Source organism: Streptococcus sp. HF-1907, from assembly GCF_015594605.1.
Taxonomy (GTDB): domain Bacteria; phylum Bacillota; class Bacilli; order Lactobacillales; family Streptococcaceae; genus Streptococcus.
In genome coordinates, this window is the sequence record NZ_JADNQT010000002.1 from 104,935 (window position 1) to 129,120 (window position 24,186).

General features: G+C 41.5%; 22 protein-coding genes and 3 pseudogenes. 6 read left to right on the plus strand and 19 right to left on the minus strand.

Annotated elements, in window-relative coordinates; genetic code table 11:
* Positions 1 to 15: 15 nt before the first annotated feature.
* A pseudogene (locus IYQ92_RS02370) lies at positions 16 to 1,684 on the plus strand (IS3 family transposase).
* A gap of 20 nt (positions 1,685 to 1,704) precedes the next feature.
* Here the strand turns inward: IYQ92_RS02370 and IYQ92_RS02375 are convergent.
* From IYQ92_RS02375 to IYQ92_RS02410, 8 genes and pseudogenes are all read right to left on the minus strand, one after another.
* The gene (locus tag IYQ92_RS02375; protein WP_195675167.1) at positions 1,705 to 2,220 is read right to left on the minus strand and encodes a gamma-glutamyl-gamma-aminobutyrate hydrolase family protein; all 516 of its coding nucleotides are present in this window, start codon (positions 2,218 to 2,220) and stop codon (positions 1,705 to 1,707) included.
* A 2-nt stretch (positions 2,221 to 2,222) separates the two neighbouring features.
* A pseudogene (locus IYQ92_RS02380) lies at positions 2,223 to 3,119 on the minus strand (ATP-binding cassette domain-containing protein).
* Between the two features lies 1 nt (position 3,120).
* Entirely contained in the window at positions 3,121 to 3,984 is an 864-nt protein-coding gene (locus IYQ92_RS02385; RefSeq protein WP_195675168.1) for an ABC transporter ATP-binding protein, read from the minus strand.
* A 1-nt stretch (position 3,985) separates the two neighbouring features.
* Positions 3,986 to 4,818, minus strand: a pseudogene (locus IYQ92_RS02390) (ABC transporter permease).
* Positions 4,815 to 5,777: an ABC transporter permease gene (locus tag IYQ92_RS02395; RefSeq protein ID WP_195675169.1), complete on the minus strand. Its 963-nt coding sequence runs from the start codon at positions 5,775 to 5,777 to the stop codon at positions 4,815 to 4,817. The pseudogene IYQ92_RS02390 and the gene IYQ92_RS02395 overlap by 4 nt, the downstream one beginning before the upstream one ends.
* A 72-nt stretch (positions 5,778 to 5,849) precedes the next feature.
* Entirely contained in the window at positions 5,850 to 7,436 is a 1,587-nt protein-coding gene (locus IYQ92_RS02400; RefSeq protein ID WP_195675170.1) for an ABC transporter substrate-binding protein, read from the minus strand.
* 9 nt (positions 7,437 to 7,445) lie between these two features.
* Entirely contained in the window at positions 7,446 to 8,588 is a 1,143-nt protein-coding gene (locus tag IYQ92_RS02405; RefSeq protein WP_195675171.1) for an amidohydrolase, read from the minus strand.
* A 165-nt stretch (positions 8,589 to 8,753) separates the two neighbouring features.
* Positions 8,754 to 8,915 (minus strand): hypothetical protein, encoded by a 162-nt coding sequence (locus tag IYQ92_RS02410; RefSeq protein WP_195675172.1) that lies wholly within the window; start codon positions 8,913 to 8,915, stop codon positions 8,754 to 8,756.
* Positions 8,916 to 9,143: 228 nt separating this feature from the next.
* Here IYQ92_RS02410 and IYQ92_RS02415 point away from each other — a divergent pair, with 228 nt between their 5' ends.
* On the plus strand, positions 9,144 to 10,043 hold the full coding sequence (locus IYQ92_RS02415; protein WP_195675173.1) for a LysR family transcriptional regulator: 900 nt from the start codon (positions 9,144 to 9,146) through the stop codon (positions 10,041 to 10,043).
* A gap of 51 nt (positions 10,044 to 10,094) precedes the next feature.
* On the opposite strand, the gene IYQ92_RS02420 is transcribed toward IYQ92_RS02415, so the two are convergent.
* The 3 genes from IYQ92_RS02420 to IYQ92_RS02430 are packed head-to-tail and all read right to left on the minus strand — an operon-like array spanning position 10,095 to position 12,639.
* Positions 10,095 to 11,321 (minus strand): sensor histidine kinase, encoded by a 1,227-nt coding sequence (locus IYQ92_RS02420; RefSeq protein ID WP_195675174.1) that lies wholly within the window; start codon positions 11,319 to 11,321, stop codon positions 10,095 to 10,097.
* On the minus strand, positions 11,321 to 12,010 hold the full coding sequence (locus tag IYQ92_RS02425) for a response regulator transcription factor (protein ID WP_195675175.1): 690 nt from the start codon (positions 12,008 to 12,010) through the stop codon (positions 11,321 to 11,323). The genes IYQ92_RS02420 and IYQ92_RS02425 overlap by 1 nt, the downstream gene beginning before the upstream one ends.
* On the minus strand, positions 12,007 to 12,639 hold the full coding sequence (locus tag IYQ92_RS02430) for a GTP pyrophosphokinase (protein WP_195675176.1): 633 nt from the start codon (positions 12,637 to 12,639) through the stop codon (positions 12,007 to 12,009). Before IYQ92_RS02430 ends, IYQ92_RS02425 begins: the two co-directional genes overlap by 4 nt.
* Positions 12,640 to 12,845: 206 nt before the next feature.
* Between IYQ92_RS02430 and IYQ92_RS02435 the strand changes: the two genes are divergently transcribed.
* From IYQ92_RS02435 to IYQ92_RS02450, 4 genes are all read left to right on the plus strand, one after another.
* Positions 12,846 to 13,364, plus strand: coding sequence for an Mbeg1-like protein (locus IYQ92_RS02435; RefSeq protein WP_195675177.1), 519 nt, complete (start codon positions 12,846 to 12,848; stop codon positions 13,362 to 13,364).
* 98 nt (positions 13,365 to 13,462) lie between these two features.
* Positions 13,463 to 14,035 carry an IS982 family transposase gene (locus tag IYQ92_RS02440; protein WP_195675178.1) on the plus strand — a complete coding sequence of 191 codons (573 nt, stop codon included), beginning with the start codon at positions 13,463 to 13,465 and terminating at the stop codon, positions 14,033 to 14,035.
* Positions 14,022 to 14,477 carry a hypothetical protein gene (locus tag IYQ92_RS02445; protein WP_195675179.1) on the plus strand — a complete coding sequence of 152 codons (456 nt, stop codon included), beginning with the start codon at positions 14,022 to 14,024 and terminating at the stop codon, positions 14,475 to 14,477. Before IYQ92_RS02440 ends, IYQ92_RS02445 begins: the two co-directional genes overlap by 14 nt.
* 356 nt (positions 14,478 to 14,833) lie before the next feature.
* On the plus strand, positions 14,834 to 15,049 hold the full coding sequence (locus IYQ92_RS02450; RefSeq protein ID WP_195675180.1) for a KTSC domain-containing protein: 216 nt from the start codon (positions 14,834 to 14,836) through the stop codon (positions 15,047 to 15,049).
* Positions 15,050 to 15,367: 318 nt separating this feature from the next.
* Here the strand turns inward: IYQ92_RS02450 and IYQ92_RS02455 are convergent, their stop codons facing one another.
* The 8 genes from IYQ92_RS02455 to gdhA form a co-directional block, all read right to left on the minus strand.
* A complete protein-coding gene (locus IYQ92_RS02455) occupies positions 15,368 to 15,685 on the minus strand; it encodes a DUF3784 domain-containing protein (RefSeq protein WP_195675181.1) in 318 nt (105 codons plus the stop codon).
* A 75-nt stretch (positions 15,686 to 15,760) separates the two neighbouring features.
* Positions 15,761 to 17,083, minus strand: a complete 1,323-nt coding sequence (locus tag IYQ92_RS02460) for an FAD-containing oxidoreductase (protein ID WP_195675182.1) — start codon at positions 17,081 to 17,083, stop codon at positions 15,761 to 15,763.
* 415 nt (positions 17,084 to 17,498) lie between these two features.
* Positions 17,499 to 19,268, minus strand: coding sequence for an ABC transporter ATP-binding protein (locus tag IYQ92_RS02465; protein WP_195675183.1), 1,770 nt, complete (start codon positions 19,266 to 19,268; stop codon positions 17,499 to 17,501).
* On the minus strand, positions 19,258 to 21,090 hold the full coding sequence (locus tag IYQ92_RS02470; protein WP_195675184.1) for an ABC transporter ATP-binding protein: 1,833 nt from the start codon (positions 21,088 to 21,090) through the stop codon (positions 19,258 to 19,260). Before IYQ92_RS02470 ends, IYQ92_RS02465 begins: the two co-directional genes overlap by 11 nt.
* 3 nt (positions 21,091 to 21,093) lie before the next feature.
* Positions 21,094 to 21,567, minus strand: a complete 474-nt coding sequence (locus tag IYQ92_RS02475; protein WP_195675185.1) for a MarR family winged helix-turn-helix transcriptional regulator — start codon at positions 21,565 to 21,567, stop codon at positions 21,094 to 21,096.
* A gap of 218 nt (positions 21,568 to 21,785) precedes the next feature.
* A complete protein-coding gene (locus IYQ92_RS02480; RefSeq protein WP_195675186.1) occupies positions 21,786 to 22,196 on the minus strand; it encodes a peptide deformylase in 411 nt (136 codons plus the stop codon).
* A gap of 6 nt (positions 22,197 to 22,202) precedes the next feature.
* Positions 22,203 to 22,613 carry a GNAT family N-acetyltransferase gene (locus IYQ92_RS02485; protein WP_324253042.1) on the minus strand — a complete coding sequence of 137 codons (411 nt, stop codon included), beginning with the start codon at positions 22,611 to 22,613 and terminating at the stop codon, positions 22,203 to 22,205.
* A gap of 129 nt (positions 22,614 to 22,742) precedes the next feature.
* Complete coding sequence (gene gdhA / locus IYQ92_RS02490; RefSeq protein WP_195675187.1) at positions 22,743 to 24,095, minus strand: NADP-specific glutamate dehydrogenase; 1,353 nt, start codon at positions 24,093 to 24,095, stop codon at positions 22,743 to 22,745.
* Between the last annotated feature and the right edge of the window lie 91 nt (positions 24,096 to 24,186).

Here is a 24,186-nt window from a genome sequence, read left to right on the forward strand (position 1 = left end):
AAGGGGAGTTTTCGTATGTCCAAAAGAAGTCCAAAATCAGTAGAAGAGAAATTAGAAGTTGTCCACTTATTACTTAATCAAGAGCAGTCAGTTGGCCAACTTAGTAAACAGTATCAAGTCAGTAAACAAACCATCCAATCTTGAAAAATGAAGTATGAGAAGTCTGGCATTGACGGCTTAAGGGAATCTAGGACTTGGAAAAACTATTCGTCTGAGTTGAAACAACAAGCTGTTTTCGACTATCTTGATGGTAAAGGCTCTCTTACTGATATTTGTCAAGAGTTTGATATCTCAAGCCATTCTGTTCTCCTAAAGTGGCTAAAACGGTATACTAGTGGTGAAGACTTAAAAACCACTAGTAAAGGATACAGCCGTATGAAACAGGGACGCAAGACTACTTTTGAAGAACGCCTTGAGATTGTCAACTATACCATTGCTCATGAGAAGGACTACCAAGCTGCCATTGAGAAGTTTGGAGTCTCTTACCAGCAGGTCTATTCTTGGGTTCGTCAGTTTGAGAAAAATGGCTCACAGGGGCTTGTTGATAGGCGTGGGAAAGGGTTGGACAGTAAGCCTAATCTCACTGAAGCTGAAGAGCTTCAACTTAAAATTAAGCAACAGGAAGCACGCAACCGTTATTTAGAAATGGAGGTGGGGCTCCTTGTAGTAGCTTGTTAGCAATCACGTCGTCACTTCCGTTCCTAGTTTTTGGACAAGCCTTACAGGGATATTCGTATCTCGCTCTGCTTCGCACGACTATCGCCAAAAAGTTAGATGCCATTCAACGCCGAAACCGTCGGTAAGGTTAGGCAAGCACTTAGATAAGTTTCAGGCCATTAAAGACTATCAAGAAGAGCACCTAGACGCTTCCGTTTAGACTTTGTGCCAAATTCTCAAGGTCTCTCGGTCAGGTTACTACAAATGGCTCAACCAGAAGGAAACAGCTTCAGAGAAGGAAAATACCAAGCTTATGGAGACGATTAAAGAACTCCATAGATGTCACGGTGGCATTCTAGGCTACCGTCGCATGACGATTTTCATTAACCGTCAGCTTGACACCAATTACAACAAGAAACGCATTCGTCGACTCATGAAAATATTAGGCATTAGCTCAGTCATTCGTCGGGTTAGGCAGTCTTGTACGAAAGCTGGTGCTAAATGTTACGAAGACAATAGTCTCAACCGTGACTTTACAGCTACAGCACCTAATCAAAAATGGTGTACAGACGTCACTTATCTTCAATACGGGTTAGGTGCTAAAGCTTATCTTAGTGCGATTAAAGACTTGTACGATGGTTCTATTATCGCCTATGAAATTAGCCATAACAATGACAATCCGTTGGTTATGAAGACCATTAAGAAAGCTTTGGAGCTAAATCAAGGAGCTAAACCGCTGATTCACAGTGACCGTGGTAGTCAGTACACGTCAAAGGAATATCGTCAGATGACACGCCAAGCAGGATTAACCTTATCTATGTCTCGTGTTGGAAAATGTATTGATAATGCGCCGATTGAGAGTTTTTGGGGACATTTCAAGACAGAGTCTTATCACCTCAAGAAATACAAGACTTACGATGAACTAGTCGCCGATATTGACCGTTACATTCACTTTTACAACACCCAACGCTATCAAACAAAATTAAACAACCTGACTCCTTTTGAATTCAGGAATCAGGCTGCTTAATTGTTTTATTATTTGACTATCTACTTGACAGGGAACTGTTCATAATCTTGTTTGGCTTTTTTTACGAGACCACTAAATAGTGCTTGATGAGGAGCTTGGTCAATGAGAAATTCTGGATGCCATTGAACAGCTACTAAGGGATAATCCAAGAGTTCTAATGCTTCAATCACACCATCTCTAGGGTCTCTGGCAGTCACTACTAGGCCCTGACCTAGTGTATCAATTGATTGATGGTGGACCGAATTAACAGCTGTACCTGACGGTATCAATTGTGCTAAATGACTGTTTTCAGCCACATCAACCGTGTGATAGGTCCCTATGGGCATACCTTGTGAGTGATTAGGAATCTCCTGATTGAGGGTACCTCCGAGATAAACATTAAGCAATTGCATACCTCGGCAAACGGCTAGAATAGGTAGGCCTCCTGCAGCTTTAACGCCGTCTGCAAAATTAACAGATGATGATATATGAATGATAGGAGCATCGTCTGCAATTGGTTTTTGGTTGGCTGAAATGCCAATAAGCGGTTTCGTCATTCTTACTCCTTATCTACTCGAACAAAATGATCTACCCCAAATTCTTGCCACTCAAAGTTTTCAGACAGCTGAAATTCCTCAATATCACTAGTAACAGCTAAAAGTTTTTCACGCGCCAATTTGGGATTTAATTTTGGTTTTGCATTTAGCAAATATTGCGTGTAGGCATGTTGGGGATGGTCAAAAAGATGCTCTGCCGGTGCAATTTCAACTAACTAACCACGATAAAGCACCGCTATTCTATCAGAAATATGTCGGACCACAGACAAATCATGTGAAATAAAAAGGTAAGATAAGTTTAGATTGGCTTGTAAATCTTTCAACAAACGCAGAATTTGAGCCTGGATGGACACGTCCAGAGCAGAAGTCGGCTCATCACAAACCACAAACTCCGGTTGGTTGATGACTGCTCGTGCAATTCCAATCCGCTGGCGCTGCCCTCCTGAAAATTCCTTCGGAAGTTTGTTAACAGCATCACCCGTAATTCCAACTGAGTGTAGCATATCTAAGGCCTTCTGTCTAGCCTGATCTTTTGGTAAGTCAATCAAGGGTTCCCGGACAATTTCTAGCGCTGTCATCCGAGGATTGAGAGCTGAGTAAGGATCTTGAAAAATAAGCTGGAGCTGACGCGACATTTGCCGACGATCTTTTGGTTTAAGTCCGTGTACGGCTTGCCCTTTAAAAGACACCTCGCCATCAGAATGATTTTCCAAGCCCAAAATAATACGTCCCAGAGTTGTCTTTCCAGAACCTGACTCGCCCACCAAACCAAGCGTTTCCCCCTTGCGAACTTGTAGGCTAACCTGATCCAGTGCTTTGACCGTTACATCCTTTCCTTGACGCTTCCCATTATGGAAAATCTTAGAGACATTGTGTAACTCGATAATATTTTCTACCATACTATTCCTCCACTAAGTAACGATGGCTATCGATGACAGATTGATAAGTATCGGAGAGGACAAATTCCTCCTTCTCTCCTAAAGTATCAATCAAATCCAAGTCTGCTGCAGCAAGTAATTGTTTGGTATAAGCATGCTGAGGATTGCCAAAAATGTCATCCACGGTTCCCTCTTCGACAATTTGTCCTTGATACATGACCTTAACCAAGTCACACATACCTGCAATAACGCCAAAATCATGGCTGACGAGAACAATGGATAAACCAGTCTCAGCTTGCAACTGTTTCAGCAAACTCAAAATTTGTGCCTGAATGGTCACATCTAGAGCGGTTGTCGGCTCATCAGCAATAAGAAGTTCTGGCTTTGCTAAGAGCGCCATAGCAATCATTATCCTTTGACGCATACCGCCTGATAACTCAAAAGGATACTGATTGAGTCGTTTTTCAGGCTCTGGAATCCCCACCTGCGTCAAGACTTTTACTGCTAATTGCTCGGCATCCTGGTCTGAAATTTCCTCGTCATTTCGAAAAATGACTTCTGCCAAATGGTAGCCTATCTTACGAAGGGGATTTAAAGAAGTCATAGGATCTTGAAAAATCATAGCAATGGGAAGGTCGCTAGGATTGTCAACAGGTTTGCCTTCAAATAGAAATTGACCGAACTGACTATGGAGATTGTCAGGCAACAAGCCCATGCTAGCCTTCATAGTCAAACTCTTGCCCGAGCCAGATTCACCAATGATACCAACAACTTGACCTTTAGGAATCGTCAAATCAATCCCTTTGACAAGCGGTGTGGCAAGTTTTTCTCTCTTAGCTTGTCGATTTACGACTAGATTTTTAATGCTAACGATTACTTCTGTCATACTAGCCCTCCCTTTGAATATAGGATTTAAATGCTTCACTAAGATTATTGATGGAATAAATGGTCAACAAGACAAAGAGCCCTGGTATGATTGCCATGTAAGGTGCCTTTTGAAGACTGCTCTGCGCATTTTGCAAAAGACTCCCCCAAGAAGACATGGGTTGCTGAATCCCCATTCCAAGAAAGGATAGAGCTGACTCTGTCATGATAGCACCAGAAATGCTATTGGTCGCAGCCACAATCAAGATTGGCAGAATATTTGGAATGATATGGCGCCAAATGATTTTCCAGCGCGATTCACCGATAAACTCACTGTAAACGACATAATCACGATTCTTAACAGACAATGTCTCTGCTCGAATCAAGCGTGAAATGCCCATCCATGAAAAGCCACCAATCACGATAATGATGGTCATTAAACCAGGACGAAGAAAGACACTAAGCACAATAACCAAAACCAACCAAGGGATTGAAGATAGGATTTCAACTAAGCGCATGAGGATATTGTCCACCCAGCCACCAAAGTAGCCAGAGACTACACCAACCAAGGTTCCGATAAAAGTCGACGCCAACATGGCTGAAAACCCAACGATCAGCGACACACGTCCACCATAAATAACACGACTTAGTCCCTACCAAGCTCGTCCGTCCCAAACCAGTGCTCAAGACTCGGTCCCTGCCACATGGCTTTTGTATTGGTTGCTGTCGGACTATAAGGAAAAAGCGGTGCTAGGAGCGAAATCAAAATGAGTACGACCAAAAAAATTAAGGAAAAACGGTAAAGAGGAGATTCTTGAATGGTTTTCCAAAAACGATGTTGCTTATTCTTTTTCATGCTACTTCACCTACCTTTCTAATACGCGGATCAACGATTGAATACAAAATATCTGACAAAAGATTTCCCAAGATAACCAAGGTTGATGAAATCAAAAGCACCGCCATGATAATAGGATAATCGAGATTATTAGTAGCACTTGTTAAATAGGTTCCAATTCCTGGCCAGCCAAAGATATTTTCCGTAATGATGGCACCAGTCACAAACATTGGCAGTGCTTGTCCGATACGTGTTACAATCGGAATCCAGATATTTCTAAGAACATGGCGCGTGAAGATTTCTGATTGACTGGCATGAAAGGCACGTTGAACAGTGACATAGTCTTCTGACACCTGCTCCATAGCTGCTGCTCGAATATAGCGAAGCAATTCTGGAAAATAGGCAATAATCAAAGTCAAGTAAGGCATAACAAAGTGACTTGCCAAATCACCAAAAGACCCATTATCTCCTGTCGAATACATGCCAATAATCGGCAACCAATTCAACTTATAACCTAAGAGGTAAATCAAGAGCATCCCAAACCAAAAGGTTGGTGTTCCCATTCCAATTGAGGCAATAGCATTAATGATTTTATCAGTCAACTCACCTTTATGCGAAGCTGCCAATAGGCCGAGAATACTCGCTAAAAGTAAGGCCGTCACATAAGCTGGCACCACAATAATCAAAGTGTGCGGTAATTTTGTCGCCAAATCTGATGAAATACTTGACTGTGTGATGAGCGACTTGCCAAAATCACCATGAATAATATTAAGCAACCAATGCCAATACTGTAATAAAAATGGGTCGTTCAAGCCGTTCTTAACACGAAGAGCATCAATTTGCTCTTGGGTCATATTTGGGGTCGTTAATGTGTCCACTACGTCAAATGGTGCCAATTGAATCAATGAAAATACGATAAATGAAATTACTAGTAATAAAGGGATGGCTTGTAGCAACCTCTTAGCAATATATTTCCACATAGTCACTCTCCTATCTAATGATGACAAATGACAAAGAGACTCAGGCAAGTCTGCCTAAGCCCCTCAATCATCTTATTTTGAAGATACAGCTACTTTTGCCCAGTCTCCGATAGTGTAAATTGGGTAAAGGTTCTTCGTTTGAATACCTGAAATGCGACTGTTGACTGCTAATAGCCCATTATCTGATGAAATTGGGTAGATAACAGCTTGGTCTGCAAGTGATTTTTGGAGGTCATTGTATACTGACTTACGGTCAGATGAATCAAGTGTTTTGGCTCCTTTAGTAAAGAGGTTATCGATATTAGAATCAGCCAACTTAAAGTAGTTAGAGGCTCCTCCTGTTTGGAATAAACGTTTGTAAGTATCTGGGTCGTTCCCCATGCTGTAAGAACGAAGGAAAAGTGGGTATTTGGTTGTGCCATCCTTCTTCAATTCTGCTAGAATTGTATCGCCATCGCTACCAGCAAGCGTTACTGTGATACCAACTTCTTTCAATTCTTCTTGAATAATCGCAGCTTCTTTAGTGAAGATAGTATTGGTAGAACTATAAGCCATAGTGAATGACAGATTTTCAGCACCAGCTTCCTTCAACAATTCTTTAGCTTTTTTAACATTTTGTTTGTAGGCAGGTGTTTCTTTGTTAAAGTAAGCATTGTCAGTTGGTAAGAATGATATTGCCGTTTGATAGAAGGACTTAGAAGTGAAGACCCCTTCGTTGATATCAGAACGATTGAGAGCATAGAAAATAGCTTGACGAACACGACTATCTTTGATGGGCTCTGAGTTAATTCCGAGGTAGTTAATACCACCTGCTGAGTATGTTTTTGTTGAAACACCACTTGATTTCAAATCAGAAACTGCATTTGAGTCCACTGAAGCTAGGTCAACTTCACCTTTTTGAAGGGCAACCTTAAGTGTGTCGGCATTTTCAATAATGCGAACGTTGATTTTCTTAGTCTTCACTTTACCACCGTAGTAGTATTTATTAGCAGTTAAAGTAAGAGATGAGCCTGACGTAAACTGTTTCAAAACATATGGTCCTGTACCAACTGTAGGGTAGGCACCGAGGTCGTTAACAGAAAAGTCTGACGTGTTTTTGTAGACATGTTCTGGAATGATATAAGTTTCGTTGGTCAAGTTATTAACTGCAGCTGCGCTAGCTGTTGGGAGATTAAATTTAACCTCATAATCACCAACTTTTTCAACAGTTACAGGTTGGTCACCAATCCAAAGGCTTTCGTACTTACCATTTTCTTTTTTAGCTTTTTGAGTGTAGGTAAAGACAACATCATCAGCGGTGAAATCTTCGCCATCTGACCATTTGATATCTTTTTTCAACTTAACATCGATAGACTTGCCATCTTCTGATTGTTTGATACTCTTTGCCAATTCGTAAGTGACTGTCCCGTCATTATTGGTACGAGCAAGGGGTGAGTAAATCATGTTGATTGCTTTCAACCCCCACAAATCATTTGAATTGATAGGATTTAAGGAAACAGGGTCACCGCCAAAGGCATAAGTTAAACTTGATGACGAGCTGGTTGACTTCTTCTCTGTTTTCTTAGACTTGTTGAAACCAAATACTGCTGCAACGACTGCGATAATAGCAAGAACCGCAACCAGTGCAAACCATTTTCCATTATTCGACTTTCTTTTCATACATAACCTCTATTTTTCTTGATAATAATCTAAAAGCGCCAGAGCACTTTGAACAAAATAATTAACCGCAACAGGCAAAGCCTCATCTTTCACGATGAAGTCATCGTGGTGCCAATCTGGGGCATTTTCATCACCATTCGAACCAACAAAGGCAAAGACCCCTGGAATCCGTTCTTGATAAGCAGCAAAGTCTTCACCACCCGTTGATGGAAGGGTTTCAATAACCTCAGCGTACTCTTTAGCAGTTTCAAATATCAGCGGAGTGATGCTTGCGTCATTAAAGGTAACTTTTGGTGAGTTGCCCCATTCAATAGAGACTTTAGCGCCAAATTGTGCAGCAGTGTCTCTTACAATTTTCTCAAATGAGTCAATAACTGCTAAACGTACTTGAGGGTCAAAGGTTCGAATAGTTCCTTCAAAGAATCCTTCGGCTGGTAGAACATTCCAGGTATTCCCAACATCTATATGAGTCACTGATAAAACAGCAGATTGGAAAGGGGACACTGTCCTTGCAACAATTTGTTGGAGATTATTGACAATTGTTGTGATGGTTAGAACAGCATCAACTCCCAAGTCAGGTCTAGCAGCGTGTGCTGAGATACCTTCTACTGTCACAGCAAACTGTTCCACACCGGCCATGATTGCCCCTGACCTCAAACCTAACTGTCCTGGTTTCAAGTGAGGATTGTTGTGGTAACCAACGATAGCAGATACATCAACTAAACCACCTGCACGGATGACCTTGTGAGCACCTTGGAAATTTTCCTCAGCCGGTTGAAAGATAAGCCTAACAGTGCCTTTTAGCTCCGATTCTCTAGCTTTGAGTAATTCAGCTGCGCCTAGAAGACTGGTTTGATGAAAATCGTGACCGCAAGCGTGCATAGCATTATTGGTGCTAGCATAATCTAAGCCTGTCCGTTCAAGGATTGGAAGCGCATCAATATCTGCTCGCAGTGCAATGATAAGAAGACCTGAACCAATCTCTACGATAACACCTGTTTCCAAGGGATAGTCAAGTGGTACAATTCCCAACTTACGAAGATAAGTCTTGATATAGTCAGTTGTTTCATATTCACTTTCAGACACTTCAGGATGTTGGTGAATGTGATGTCTGGTAGTCATCAAGCGATTATAAAATTCGTCATCAACCATTTTTCTCCTCCTTCAAATTAACTTGCCCTCATTCTAACATCTCCAGAATTATCTGAAAAATCTAAAATACTTATGGCTGACCATAAATTTTTCTAATAGCAAGATAAAGACAAGCAAAAATCCGAAGCTGTTGCCTCGGATTGTAAACTATTTTAGAAAAAATACTTAAGCATCATAAGCTGCTGTAGTTTCAGACCAATCCATATAGTCTACTACTTCCATAACATGCTGATAACGCATGGCTTGTTGATATCTTGCTGGTTGACTGTCTAACATGGCAAGTCCTTGAGCAAGGTTTTCTAGGGATTTGACTAAACGTTTTAACATCTGAACTACCTCCTAACGTATGATAGTTCTAGTCTAGCATAAGGCTAGCAAACTGAAAAATAGGCTTTTCTTATGACTAGCTATAGGCTTTCCTTATAGTGATTCTTTGTCCCTCCAAAGCATTACTATTTCCCTATCAAGCCATTTAAAATTGCTATCACAAGATGGTTCGCTATCATGTTAGAATAGTAACAATCACACCGAAAAGATATTCAGGAGGAGGCCACTATGAATTTTCAACAATGCCGTTACGTTCTGACAATCGCTGAAACTGGCTCTTTTAGCCAAGCTGCCAAGCAACTATTTGTCACCCAGCCCAACCTCTCCACTTCCATCAAAGAATTGGAGGAGGAACTGGGCGTCCAGCTCTTTACACGCTCCAACACTGGTGCTAAATTGACTGAAGATGGTTTTGACTTCATCAAGTACGCCAGACGCATTTTAGGCGAGGTTGACCTCCTCGAAGAGCGCTACCGTAGCCATTTCAAGAAGAGTTTTACCGTGGCTTCCCACCATTATGATTTCTTGTCTTTACCACTGACGCGCATTGCTGCGCAGTTTGAAGACGACTACCAAGAGTGCCAGCTGATTGAGACGACGACTAAGAAGATTCTCGAGTCCGTCGCTAAGTTTGAGAGTGATTTGGGTATTATTTATCTCGACGATGACAACAGACATATTTTAGAGCGGTCTCTAGCGCAACAAGAATTGACCTTTACCAGTCTGGGTGACTTTCCAACGCGCATCTTTCTCCGTCGAAATCACCCGCTGGCTAATCGCTCTGCTATTTCTCCCAAAGACCTCAAAGGCTACCCTCAAGCCCGCTTCCGTCAGGAAAAGACTGGGCTCAACTTTGACGAGGACCCACTGGAGGTTAAGGACGGGCAGAATGTCATCTACACCAACGACCGTGGCACCATGATGAATATCCTCTGTGCCAGCGACGCCTACGCCTCTGGTCTAGGTATCGTTAATAGTTTTATCAAGGACCAAATCGTCCTTATCCCGCTGGAAGACAGCCCTAGTCATACTTTGGGAATTGTGACTAGTCAGAAGAAAAAAAAAAAAACAGAAATTACGGAGACTTTCATCCAATTTGTCAAGGAAAGTTTGGCAGAGCATTGTTAGGAAATCAGCTAAAAAGCGAAGCTAGTGAAAAAATCTAGCTTCGTTTTTCTCTTATATCATCACCGTAATGGTAATGGTGTCTTCCTTATAGGTCACATTGATGCTACCTCGGAAGAGTTTGACCAGACTTTCTGCCATGGAAAGCCCGATGCCGTAGCCTGATTTTTCATGGTGGTGAGATTCATCTTCGCGGTAAAAACGTTCAAAGAATTTGCTGTAATCAACATTTTTTCCTTGAGCATAGGTATTGGAAATTTGTAGTTTGGGTTTGCGTCTGCGGTTGCTTCGGCTCAATTTAACTGTAACCTGACCATTAGGGTCACAATATTTGTTGGCATTATCAACTAGCAGTGTCACCAATTCAAACAAGGATTTTTCTTCAGCCTTGACATGAATACCAGGCTGAATATCCATGACAAAAGTTTTGCCATCCTTGATGACGGGTCCCTTGAAATCCTCAGCGGCATCTTCAGTAATGGCTGAAAAATCCAAATCTGTCAAAATGATTTCAGGCTGTTCTTCTAGTCTTGCCAAGGTCACCAAACCATTGATGAGTCCTGTCATGCGAGTCACTTGGTCGCCCGTGCTCTTGGTCCATTCTGACTCACCGTTCATCAATTCAACCAACTCATTATTGGCAGAAATAATAGCCAGCGGCGTTTTCAGTTCATGACCAGCATTGGTAATGAAGCGGCGCTGTTTTTCATAGTTGCGGACAAAGGGCTTAATCATCCTGCCAGAGAAAATGCTGACAACCGACACGAAAAAGATAAAACTAGCAACTGACATCAGAATCGAGATGTGAAGCAAGGACCGACTATCTTGGAACTGGTTGGTACTATCCAGAACGACCAACAAGCGCTCATTATTCGATTTTTTCCTGACCAGATAAGAGTAGGTATGTCGTTGATAGACAAAATTACCACTACTAGGACGCTTGCCAAGCAACCTAGCATAATTTTGAATTTCTTCATCTGTCAAATCGGAAATATTGGTGGAATCATAAGATTTGACATTGCCTTTCTTATCCAAAATGGCACTAAAATGGCGGTATTGGGACAGGGTATCCACTGAAATGACAGCCCCCAATTCTTTGGCAGCTTCACTGATAGAAGGAAAATTCCCATTGTTGTCCGCAATAACGGTCAAAATTTTATTGATTTCCCCCTGGGTCTGGATGAAGCGGGCGGAGTTGATGACCCCAACGACTGAAAAGAGAACGACTAGGATGGCAGATGATGAAATTCCAATAAAACGCAGTCTTAATTTTCGAAACATCAGTTATCACTCGCTTCCACCAATTCAAAGTCGCCATTTTGGTCACCAATAATGCTGAGATTAGCTCCGACGGCTTTCAATTTTTGGCGCAGATAGGAAACGTAGATAAAGACATAACCGCTATCTGTGTCCCCATCGTTTTTTTCTGCTGACCAGACATGATTGAAAAGCTGCTCTGTTGACAATTTTTTGCCCATGTTGAGCATGAAAAATTCCAGCATTTTGGATTCTTTACCCGCTAGGCGAATGGTATTTTTGCTGGCTAGTTCTTGTTCGCCGACATTCAAGGTGACCGTGCCAACGGTTAGGACGTTAGAAGTGAAAGTTGTGTCCACTCGGCGGGCCATTGAACGCAAGCGCGCCAGCAATTCTTTCAAAGAAAAAGGCTTGGTCAAATAATCGTCCGCCCCTGCATCAAGTCCAGTCACGCGGTCGTCAACCTCGGACATAGCCGTCAGCATGATGATGTGAGACTGGTTGCCCGACTGACGAATCTCTGCAACAGCCTCAAGCCCCGTCTTGACGGGCATCATGATGTCCATGACCATGACATCGTAAGGATTTTTCATAGCCAAATCAACCGCCTCCTGACCATTATGAGCCAGGTCAACATCGTAGCCTTCTCGGGTCAAAGCGGTGCTGAGCACGCGCAACATCTGCTCTTCATCTTCTGCGATTAAAATCTTCATTTAGTCTCCTCTTCTGTGCTTGTTTGGATGAGATTTCGGATGGTCTGCATGGACAAATCAACTGAAGCCATCTCATCCGCACAACGTTTTAATTCTTTAACAATCAATTCAGGGTTTTTAATATCGTGCTTGTACTTCATCTGATGCTCCAGACTGGCCCAAGAATCTTGCGCGATAGTCCGCAACTGCACTTCGATGAAATAAGCCCCAGGCACATTTCCAAGACAATCTTCAAAAGGCGTCTCAACTTCTAAAATGAGGTGATAAGAGCGGTAGCCATTTGGTTTTGCATTCTGGATATAGTCCTTTTCATTATAGACTGAAATACCATCCAGTCCCTTGATGAAATCGACCAGATTGTAGATGTCATCCACGAAGCCACAGATAATGCGAACACCAATACTGTCTCGAATGGATTTCAAAGCTGACTCAGTCGTGACTGGCAAACCCTTTCGCTGGCATTTTTCTTCCATGCTCTCAGGTGCCTTGACTCGTGCGATGAAATGCTCATAGAGCTTGTAACCCGTCTCGGTCTTAGATCTGCTATTTTCCTCCTGAATCTTCTGACTAAAGTCCTCCAAAATCCGAGGCAGATAGTCGCCGTATTTTCCATATATATCTCTTGTCATAACGTTTCCTTTTTGATGAATTACTTCCATTATAGCATAGAAACCTAAGGGAAACTAAAATTGACCACATTTAATCTGCCATTAAGACCTAGTGGTCTTTAATTTCCACAGTCAAATCGATATAATTAAACTGAAAGGATTGGTTATGGATTTATTAGACTACGCAAGGCTCAATCAGTCGGTGACCTTTGAGGAGAAAAAGGTCAATGCTATTGATTTGGCCATTTGGAATGAAATCAATTACCTTGTTTTTAAGGGCATTATCCCCCTCTGGCAAGGATAGCAAAGCTGACCTGACCTTCAATCAACTCTATCAGGCTTATCAAGAAAGCAAGACACCAAAAATTCACGAGCTTTTCTTCTTCCACGATACCCGACTTGACTTACTCAAGCTACTTTCAAGAAGTAGCCGTTATGAAAAAGTCATCGCCTTTGGTCATGAGGATGTTTTTGACGAGGAGAGCGAGACACAATTTGCGGTGACCAGCTTCTCTATTGCTGACACTATCGCCATTGTCTTTCGTGGGACAGACAGTAGCCTCATAGGCTGGAAGGAGGACTTCAACCTCTCTTACTTAGAGGCCAATCCTTCTCAAAAACTTGCGGCAGCTTATTTGCAAGACATGGAACAAAGCTACAACCTTCCCCTTATTTTGAGCGGACATTCAAAAGGTGGTAACTTGCCCTTTACGCAGCTAGCCAGTCGGCATTCCCAGAGAAAATAGCAGAGCTTTACCCGTGGTGCTAGTTAATTTCAGAATACCATAAAAAGCCCAAAAGGGACTATACTGTAAGTGACTAAACAAACAGAGAGGACGTCCCAATGAGCCACTTACAATATACCGCTAAATCCCATCACTTACAATGGAATATCAAACAATTATCAAAAATATGCCATCAGCTGTATAGGAATTACTGTCCTGAATCTTTCAAACATCGTCGAAATGTTAACCTATCTAAGGTTTCAGACCAATCTCTGAATCTATGGTTCTATGGGTTCAAAGTTCATATGCTAGTCACTCTATCAGGCTATATTCTGAACTACGTTGTGACACCAGCATCTGTTCACGATATTAGAGCCGTTGAGGACTTACTAGAAAATTGCCAACAACCTTATATTTTGGCAGACTTAGGCTATCTTAGTAGGGATCTTAAAGATCATTTGGTTCAAAAAGGCTATCATCTATGGACTCCTTTACGTCAAAACATGACAGGAGCTAACCAACATAATCATTGGAAACTGATGGCTATGAGACGAACCATTGAGACACGATTTTCAGAGCTTTGCGCTCTTTTTGATGTAGAGCATACATTGGCTAGAGGAGAAACAGGAGTGCAATTGAGGATAGAGCAAATCGTACTACCCTATAATCTGAGATATTTTGAAATTAACTAGCACCACGGGTAAACTTTATATCGGTTATTTCAATCAGACCAAGAATGGTAAGTTAGCTATTTATCATCTAGACGATTCAGGCAAACTCATTCTTGACCCCAAGCTGACTAACACCGCTTCACCTGCAAGAACCATCCAAACTTATAACCAAGTGCAAGGGATGAGCTTCTACGAAGAAAAGATTCTCTTGTCACAATCTTACGGAGCAAAGGATTCCAAGCTCTTTATCTTTGACAATAACCTAGACGATGACAATTTCGACCTTGATAAAGGCGATGCCATCGCCAGCATGACCCTTCCACCCTATCTGGAACAGATTATCGGTCGTAACGACAAGGTTTACCTGCTCTTTGAATCAGCTTCCCACAAGTACCGCAAGGTGCCAAACATCCTCCACATGGACCGCATCATAAAAATTAAGATTGAAGATTTGTACCAATAGCAGAGCTATATGATAAAATAGCCTTAACAAGCAGTTGTTATCAAAACATCATGTTCTCAAGGGGAGGAGAAAAGACGATGAAAAAGGAAAAGAAGGATAAAGATAAAAATTCTGAAGACAACATGGCAATCGGAATGTCCACTTGGTCTATCTTTCGGTGCTGCCATAGGTATCATAACGCATAATATTGGATTTGGGGCTCCTATTGGGATGCTTATCGACATGCTCATTGGTTCACTTTGGAAGAGTGGAGACGATGACGACAATGATGAGGCTGAGATAGACGAAGACTGACAAGTCTATCCCATTTGACAGCTCTGCCATTACCATTTACAATACAAATAAGAAGGCAAACAATGGAACGCAAACCCGTCAGCGCTCGCATGATCAAAAACATGGGCTGGGAAAACCAAACCATGGAGGTCGAGTACCTGTCAGGCGCTATCTACCAGTATCATGAGGTTAATGAAAATGACTACATTAGAGCCTCAATCGGTAATATCGACAAAAAAGTGAGACTGATTGGCGAGTCCCACGCCTTTACGAAAGTGAAATCGTCTAATCACCAATGACATTCAAAAATGGTTTTGATATTTTCTTAAGTAGTGCGGACGCAAGCAACCTCCTTCGGAGTTTCATTGCTAATTTTCGATCCTAGAGTCTCGAAAATCCCGTTATCAGTAACACTTACAGTGTCACTGATAATCCCACTATTGCGAAAATATTTTATCTGGCTCACTTCGTTCGCTCCTATCTGTGATAACTGTTTCTATCTAGAAATTGAGGACAGTTTAGAGTTAACTTAGTCTAAAGATAAGGACTGACTTAGTTCTTATCTTTTTTGTTGGGCAAAAATGGAGGTCCTCATCACCGAGAACCTCCTTCTACTCCTATCGAAACCACTTACCGTCATTGTACTTTCTCTGTGCCCAGGCAAAGACTAGGAAGAAATGGGCAAAGCCTAGCAAAAAGAATAGCCAGACTAGTTGCTTTTGAAATAAAATATCTACCAACGCACCAAGAAGCATATAAAGGCTAAAAGCAACCATAGCCTTACCAACCATCGCGCAATAAGCTGGCTTGTCCTTTTCTAGCACATGCTTATAGTGATAATGATGTAGTAGCTCTATCTTTTGATTGCGCCAAATTGTAAGACCGAAACCTAAGAAGATAAGACCAAAAACTAAAAAGTATAGTGTCAATGCCATGATTTCTCCCCCCTTTTTTTCATTATAACACTATTCACCAAAAAAACCACCCCCGTAAATGGAGTGGCTTATAGATTAAAAATTAAAGACATCATTGAAATTCTCAGCCATGGTTGGATGGGTGAAAATCTGATTCTTGAAGTAAGTGTATGGAATCTTATTATCCATAGCCATGGTGATTTGGTTAATCAATTCTGGGGACTCAGCACTGAGTAAGGTAGCACCCAAGATGAGATTAGTCTTAGTATCAACAACCACTTTGAAGAATCCTCTTAAATCTGCGTTGACATGACCACGAGGCATACCAGCAACCATGAGGGTATTGGCTTTGTAGGCTAGCCCAGCTGTTTTAGCTGCTGCTTCATCAAGTCCAACACGAGAAAGTGGTGGATTGACAAAGACAGTATTGGGTACATGGTGGCGCGTCTTGGTTGAATAATCCGTCACACCGTTAAGGTAATTAAAGACAATACGAGAATCGTCCAAAGACACGTAAGTGAATTGAAGACCACCGTTAACATCACCAACCGCAAAGACATTTGGCACAGCTGTTTGCAAGAATTCGTCAACCACAACAGCACCACGTTCAGTGACTTGGATGTCTGTATTTTCAAGCCCTAGTTTATCAGTATTTGGTTTGCGCCCTGTTGCATAAAGCACAGCATCAACTTCAAAATCACCTTTGTCCGTTGAAATGACAACCTTCTCACCCTTATTCGACACTTCAGAAATAAAGGCTGCCATGTTGAAAGTCACGCCTTTTTCTTCCATGTAGCCACGAACAGCGTCCGCAACCATTTCTTCTTCGCGACCTAGGATGCGTGATTGAGGGTCAAAGACCTGCACATCAGTCCCCATTTGACCGTATAGACTGGCAAACTCAAGCCCGATATTCCCTGCACCAATAATACCAAGGCGTTTTGGTTGTGATGCCAATTTTTGAATACCAGTCGAGTCAAAAACATTTTTAGCAGTGGCAAGTCCCTTGATTGGAAGCTGAACTGGCACAGCACCCGTGTTGATGATGATGATTTCCGCCGTTACTTCCTGACTGTCACCATTCTCGAAAGTGATTTTCACGACTTTATTGGAAATAAAGCTGGCGCTAGCATTATAAACATCAAGAGTTTCTTTTTGGTCTAGCATGTTAAAGTTCTTAGCACGCAAACGACTAACAACAGCTTCCTTTTCAGCCATAGCCTGCTCAAAATCATGACCAGTCTCAACCGCATGAATCAACACTTTTGTGGGAATACATCCGATATTGATACAAGTCCCACCATACATCTCAGGGTCTTTTTCAATAACAGCAACAGATTTTCCTTGAGTAGCAAATTTGGCAGCCAGTGTCTTCCCAGCTTTTCCAAAACCGATAACTAAGACATCATATGATAACATAAGAGATTCTCCTAACTAATGATTTAATAATAGTATTCTACAAAGTTTTAAAAAACTTTTCAAATTTCTGCTACGGAAAGTAATCTCTACTTTTGATACTTTCTTAGATGGTGCGGGCGCAAGCAACTCCCTTCGGCATCTCATTGCTAATTTGCATACACCGACCTGTTTAACCCAGATACACGATGCACCAGCTTGTCCGTCATGCCGTTCTGTTCAGATACACGGTGCATTAGCTTGTCCGACATGTCATTCTACCTAGTTACACGGTGCACTGGTAGGTGACAAGAGATGAAAATTGATTTTCTATGACTACTTGGGTCTATTTATAGGTGATTGGACCCGCTTTCTAGGGAGCTGACTAAACTGGATGAAAAAAGAGTCTGAAACGCATTGGTTTCAGACTCTTTTTCTATTAGGCTGGTTCTTCGGCAGCTTCTTCAAATTGTGAATTGTAGAGGTCTGCGTAGAAGCCGTTTTGACTCATTAAGTCATCGTGGTTACCTTGTTCGATGATGTTACCATCTTTCATGACAAGGATTAAATCAGCGTTGCGGATAGTTGACAAGCGGTGAGCGATAACAAATGACGTACGCCCTTCCATCAATTTATCCATGGCTTTCTGAACCAATTCTTCGGTACGGGTATCGACTGATGACGTTGCTTCATCGAGAATGAGCAATGGCGAATCTTTTAACAAAGCGCGAGCAATTGTTAACAATTGCTTTTGACCAACTGACAAGGTGACAGAATCGTCGAGGACAGTGTCGTAGCCTTGAGGGAGAGTCTTGATGAAGTGGTGAACGCCAACAGCACGCGTTGCCGCTTCCACCTGCTCATCAGTGATGTGGTCTTGGTTGTAGATGAGGTTTTCCTTGACAGTTCCCTCAAAGAGCCAAGTGTCTTGAAGTACCATAGAGAAGGCATCGTGAACCTCGCTACGTTTCATATCGTGAACATTAACACCGTCGATTGCAATCTTACCAAAGTTGATTTCGTAGAAGCGCATGAGCAAGTTGACGATAGTCGTCTTACCAGCACCTGTCGGACCGACGATGGCAACCTTTTGACCAGGTTTGGCTTCAGAAGTGAAGTCATGGATGATAGTCTTTTCAGGGGTGTAACCAAAGTGAACATGGTCGAAAGTAACATGACCTTCCACTTTGTCCAATTGTTTAGTTTTACCACTTTCTTCTTCCATTTCCTCTTCGTTAAGGAATTCAAAGATACGGCCCATAGCTGCGCTAGCTGATTGCAACTGCGTAATCCCTTGAGCCATTTGAGAGATAGGCTGTGTGAAGATACGAACGTAAGCCATGAATGCAACGATTGTCCCCATTGAAATCGTACCATCGATAGCAAGTACTGCACCGACCACACAGACCATGACATAACCGAAGTTACCAATGAATTGCATGAGTGGCATCATGATTCCTGAGAAGAATTGTGATTTCCACATTGATGAATACAAGTTATCATTGAGAACTTTGAAGTCCCCTTTAGCTTGTTGACGGGCGTTGTAGCTGGTTACGACATTGTGACCAGAGTAGACTTCTTCAACATAACCAGAAATATTGGCCAAGTTAGTTTGTTGCTTTTTAAACAATGGCTGACTTTTGACCATGATAATTGAAGACAAGGCAAAGCCTGCAAAGACAGACACGATAGCTGTGATAGCTAGATGCCAGTCTGTCTTAAACATCATAACGATGGAACCAACAAGCAAGACGATTGATGACACCATGGTTGTCAAACTTTGGTTGAAGGATTGGGTCATCAAGTCCACGTCATTAGTGACACGTGAAAGGGTGTCACCTTGAGAATGGCCATCAAAGTAACGAAACGGGATTTTATTGATTTTATCTGCGATGGCATCACGCATACGTTGCGCAAATTTTTGAATGATTGATGTGACGATAAAGTTTGCCAAGTAAGCAACAATGGCACCAATAGCATAAAGGATGGCTAGTTGAAGGGCAATCTCGCCGATTTTATCTAAATTGATATTGCCAGACAAGCCTTTAACCATAGTATTGGTCAATTCTTTCAAACGGTCAGGTCCGATAACGGTAATGATACTTGAAATTGCTGTAAAGATAACGGCAAGACCAAAGATAGCTTTATAGCCTTTGAGGTAAGGAGCCAAGTTGGTTAATAATGATGTCTTTTCTTTCTTATTTTCCATTTTCTAACTCCTCCTTAGATAATTGTGAGTAAGCAATTTCTTGGTAAACTGCGTTGCTTGCCAAGAGTTCTTTGTGAGTACCTTGTCCCACAACCTTACCTTCGTCAAGAACCAAGATAAGGTCAGCATCCATGATGGTTGAAATACGTTGTGCGACAATCAGTTTAGTCATTTCAGCTGTTTTTTCTTTCAATTCAGTACGCAAGATACGGTCCGTCTTGTAGTCAAGGGCTGAGAAGGAATCGTCAAAGATAAGGATTTCTGGTTTACGAGCAAGAGCGCGAGCGATAGCCAAACGTTGTTTTTGACCACCGGAGAAGTTGGTACCACCTTGGGCAACTTCTTCGTCCAATCCTTTTTCTTTTCCTTCAACGAAGTCCTTAGCTTGTGCCAATTCAAGAGCTTCCCAGATTTTGGTATCATCAAGCGGTGCTTGATTGCTAAGACCGAATTCCATATTCGAACGGATGGTTCCGCTGAAAAGCACTGCCTTTTGTGGAATGTAGCCGACCTTGTTATTGAGGTCATCGTGTGAATAGTCGTTAACATTGACACCATCAACCTTAATCCAACCTTCGGTTGCATCATAGAATCGAGGAATCAAGTTAACAAGGGTTGATTTACCAGAACCTGTTGACCCGATGAGGGCAACGGTTTGACCAGCTGTTGCCTTGAAGGAAACATGTTCGATAACGTCACGTGAATTTTTAGTGTAACGGAAGGATACATCGTGAAATTCGATTTCACCTTTTTGCCCGTCAGCTTCTTTAGATTTTTCTTTGAAAGCAATAGACGGGTCAAGTGCCAAGACTTCATTGATACGTTTTGCAGATACAAGCGCACGTGGGAGAACCAAGAAAATGGCAGCCATCATCATGAATCCTATAACGACCTGCATGGCATAAGATGAGAAGACAACCATGTCTGAGAAGACATCAACGCGGCTTGACGCTGCGGCTTTAAGGGCAAGAGCTGACGCTTTGATAGCTTCTGGCGTTGTCCCAGATAGTTTAGGCATCTTAATGTCATCGATGAGGTAAGCACCAATCCAATAAATGGCAAGTGTCAAACCAGATGAAACAGCCGTCATAACGGGGTTCATCAAAGCCATCAAACGATAAACAAATAGGTTTAAGCGGGTAAGATTTTCGTTTTCCTTGTTAAATTTATTGGTTTGATATTCTTCGGCATTGTAGGCACGGACGACACGAATACCTGTTAGTGATTCGCGGGTAGTAGCATTCAAATCATCTGTCAATGTTTGAACCTTACTCTGTTTAGGGAAGGCAAAGACTAACAAAATTGTTAATAGAATCAAGACAACAAGAACAGCTACCGCTACTGCACCTGTCCATCGGTCACTTTTACCCCAAATTTTGGTCAATGCCCAGATAGCCATAATTGGTCCGCGGGTAATAACTTGCATCCCCATAGTAATCATCATTTGCAACTGGGTCAAGTCATTGGTTGTACGTGTCAACAATGATGGAATTGAAAATTTCTTAATTTCAGCGTCTGAGTAATCCATGACTTGATTGAAAATATCAGAACGCAATCGTGTCGTGAAACTTGCTGCTGTGCGTGAAGCTAAAAATCCAACACAGACTGCCATTAGGAAGGACCCTAATGAGAACAAGAGCATTTTTGAACCGGGGTCAATGATATCGCTGGCTTCAGTACCTTTCTTCTGAAGAAGAGTCGTAATATCTGACATGTATTCAGGACTCTTCAAGTCCATCCAAACAGCAAAACAGATAAATACGGTACTGAGGATAATCATGCCCCACTCTTTGGCATTTAGTCGTTTAAAGATTTTAAACATGAGTTACTCCTTTTTAGTTTTTGGAAGCTTGTGACTATCTTCCAGTAAATCAAAATGAATGTTTTTGGCTAGTGTTTTGATAACACGAACAGCCGTCTTAATGTCGTCATCACTAATATCAGCCATCATTATCTTGTGAGTATGTTCTAAAAACTCCTCAAACACTTTCGCCTTTTCATTCCCTAACTCCGTCAGAAAAATATGCTTAACACGCTTATCTTTTTCTGATGGTTGAATAGAGATGAAACCATTTTTTTCCATGCGCTTCACCAAGTTAGAAGCCACTGATTTTGAAATTCTCAAAACAGTCTCAACATCTTTGATGGAAAAGCTATCGCTAGGATGTTTGTAAAGGTACATAACCAGATGACCTTGCGGCCCTGCCAAGTGCTCCATCCCATATTCCTTAGCATTCCGATCAAGAAATTGCTCCAAGTGATTGATAAAACTGCGCATGTGTTGAATCGGACTATCCATGACTCACCTCCATTGATTAGTTATCATGAAAACTATTTTACTAATTTTAAAAGTTAAAGTCAAGAAAAAAAGTTCTCATAAGAACTATTTTTTTCAAAAAATTTCTGAAACACTTACGATTTTCACTGATATTTTCAAAAAAATGCCATACCCAGCACAAAGCCCTCACTAGACTTTCAACCTAATGAGGACTCTATTTCATCTTCTATTTAATCCTATCAAATCAAAATGCCTTCCAAGTGGTCCAATTCATGCTGGCAAACTTGGGCTGGAAAATCAGTCAATGTAATTGTCTTTTCCTGCCAGTTGATATCACGATAGGAGACTTTAATCGTCCGATAGCGCTTGGTTGGTCGGACTCCGACCAGTGACAGGCAAAGTTCTTCGGTATCATAAGGTTGTGCTTTATCAACCAAAATAGGATTGAACATGACCAAATCAGTAAATCCTATATTGATAATAATCACGCGCTTGAGACTGCCAATCATATTAGCCGCCATCCCAACACAGACCTCGCGGTTTGCTGCCAGCGCATCTTGTAAATCTTTTGCCAGTGATAAATCCGATTTAGTCGCCTCAAGTGACTTCTGTTGCAAGAAAAAAGTATCTCGTATAATTGGTTTAATCATTCTATCTTACTCCGATCTATAATAGGAAATCATGTGACCATCAGCTAGTGGTTTCATGCCAAAAGACTGGTAAAAATGATTGTCGACCTCATCCGTTAAATCTGTAACCACCTCGAACAATCTTACATTTTGAAATTTATCTAAGGTTTCTTGAAACAGGAGACTTCCAATCCTTTGCTTTTGATAAGGCGGTGCGACAAGTAAATCTTGAACATAAACAATATGCTCACCGTCGCCCACGCATCTGATAAAACCAATCAAACGATCATCCTCAAAGGCACCTAAAACCCATAAGGAATTGGCAAATGCACGCAATAATTTGGCGTCATCACTGAGATAAGTCGACCAACCAACAGATTGATAAAGCTTCCTAACTTTTATAGTAGTCTTCAATGAAAAATTATTATAAGTAATCACACTAATCTCCTTACTTTCTTGATTATAACATAAAAGGAACCCTACTTTGGATCCCTTTTATACTTTATTGGAAGTTATTATTGGCTAAAGAAATCTGCGCCTTGATATCTGTAAATACCTAACGGCTTTTTAAACAATCCCTTGTGCTGACATTGCATCTGCAACTTTAAGGAATCCAGCAATGTTGGCACCTACAACAAGGTTACCTTCATGACCGAATTCTTTTGCGGCTGATGCAGCATTTTCGTAGATACCTTTCATGATATCGTAGAGTTTAGCATCAACTTCTTCGAATGTCCATGATGTACGTCCGCTATTTTGTGCCATTTCAAGAGCTGATACAGCAACACCACCAGCGTTAGCAGCTTTGGCAGGACCAAATGATACACCAGCTTTAAGAAAGACATCAATAGCTCCCAAAGTTGAAGGCATGTTAGCACCTTCTGAAACAGCAAGAACGCCATTTGCTACAAGTGTTTCTGCATCTGTTTCATCCAATTCGTTTTGTGTTGCACATGGGAAAGCCAAGTCAGCTTTGATAGACCAAACTGTCTTTTCACCACCAGCAGGTGTGAAAGTTGCATTTGGACGAGCTTCTGCATATTTCACGATACGTTCACGTTTAACTTCTTTGATTTCTTTCAACAAGTCAACGTCAATTCCGTCTGGATCATAAACAAAACCAGATGAATCAGAACATGTCACAGCTTTAGCACCTAGACTTTGTAATTTTTCAATAGCGTAAATCGCAACGTTACCTGCACCTGAAACAACTGCTGTTTTACCGTTAAAGTTTTCACCACGTGCATTAAGCATTTGTTCTGCAAAGTAAACAGCACCGTAACCAGTTGCTTCTGTACGAGCAAGTGATCCACCCCAGTTCAAACCTTTACCAGTAAGAACACCTGTGTATTCGTTACGAAGACGTTTGTATTGACCATAGAGGTAACCAATTTCACGTCCACCAACACCGATATCACCTGCAGGTACGTCTGTATCTGCACCAATGTGTTTGCTCAACTCAGTCATGAAGCTTTGGCAGAAACGCATGATTTCGTTATCTGATTTACCTTTAGGATCGAAGTTTGATCCACCTTTACCACCACCGATTGGTTGACCAGTCAATGAGTTTTTAAAGATTTGTTCGAAACCAAGGAATTTAATGATTGATTGGTTTACTGATGGGTGGAAACGAAGTCCGCCTTTGTAAGGTCCGATAGCTGATGAGAATTGAACACGGAAACCGCGGTTAACTTGGACTTGACCTTTGTCATCAACCCATGGAACACGGAATGAAACGATGCGTTCTGGTTCTACCAAACGTTCCAAAAGATTTTCTTCGATGTATTTTGGATATTTATCAAATACTGGCACAAGTGATGCGAAAACTTCTTCAACCGCTTGAAGGAATTCTGCTTCGTGGCTATTTTGAGCCTTTACTTTTTCAAAAACGCTTGCTACGTATTCTTTACCTGTTGTCATATATATATCCTCCGAAAATAATAGTCGTAAATCGAATTACAAAGAATATTATAAATTTTCTGAATATTTCTGTCAAGTATTTTTTGCAAAT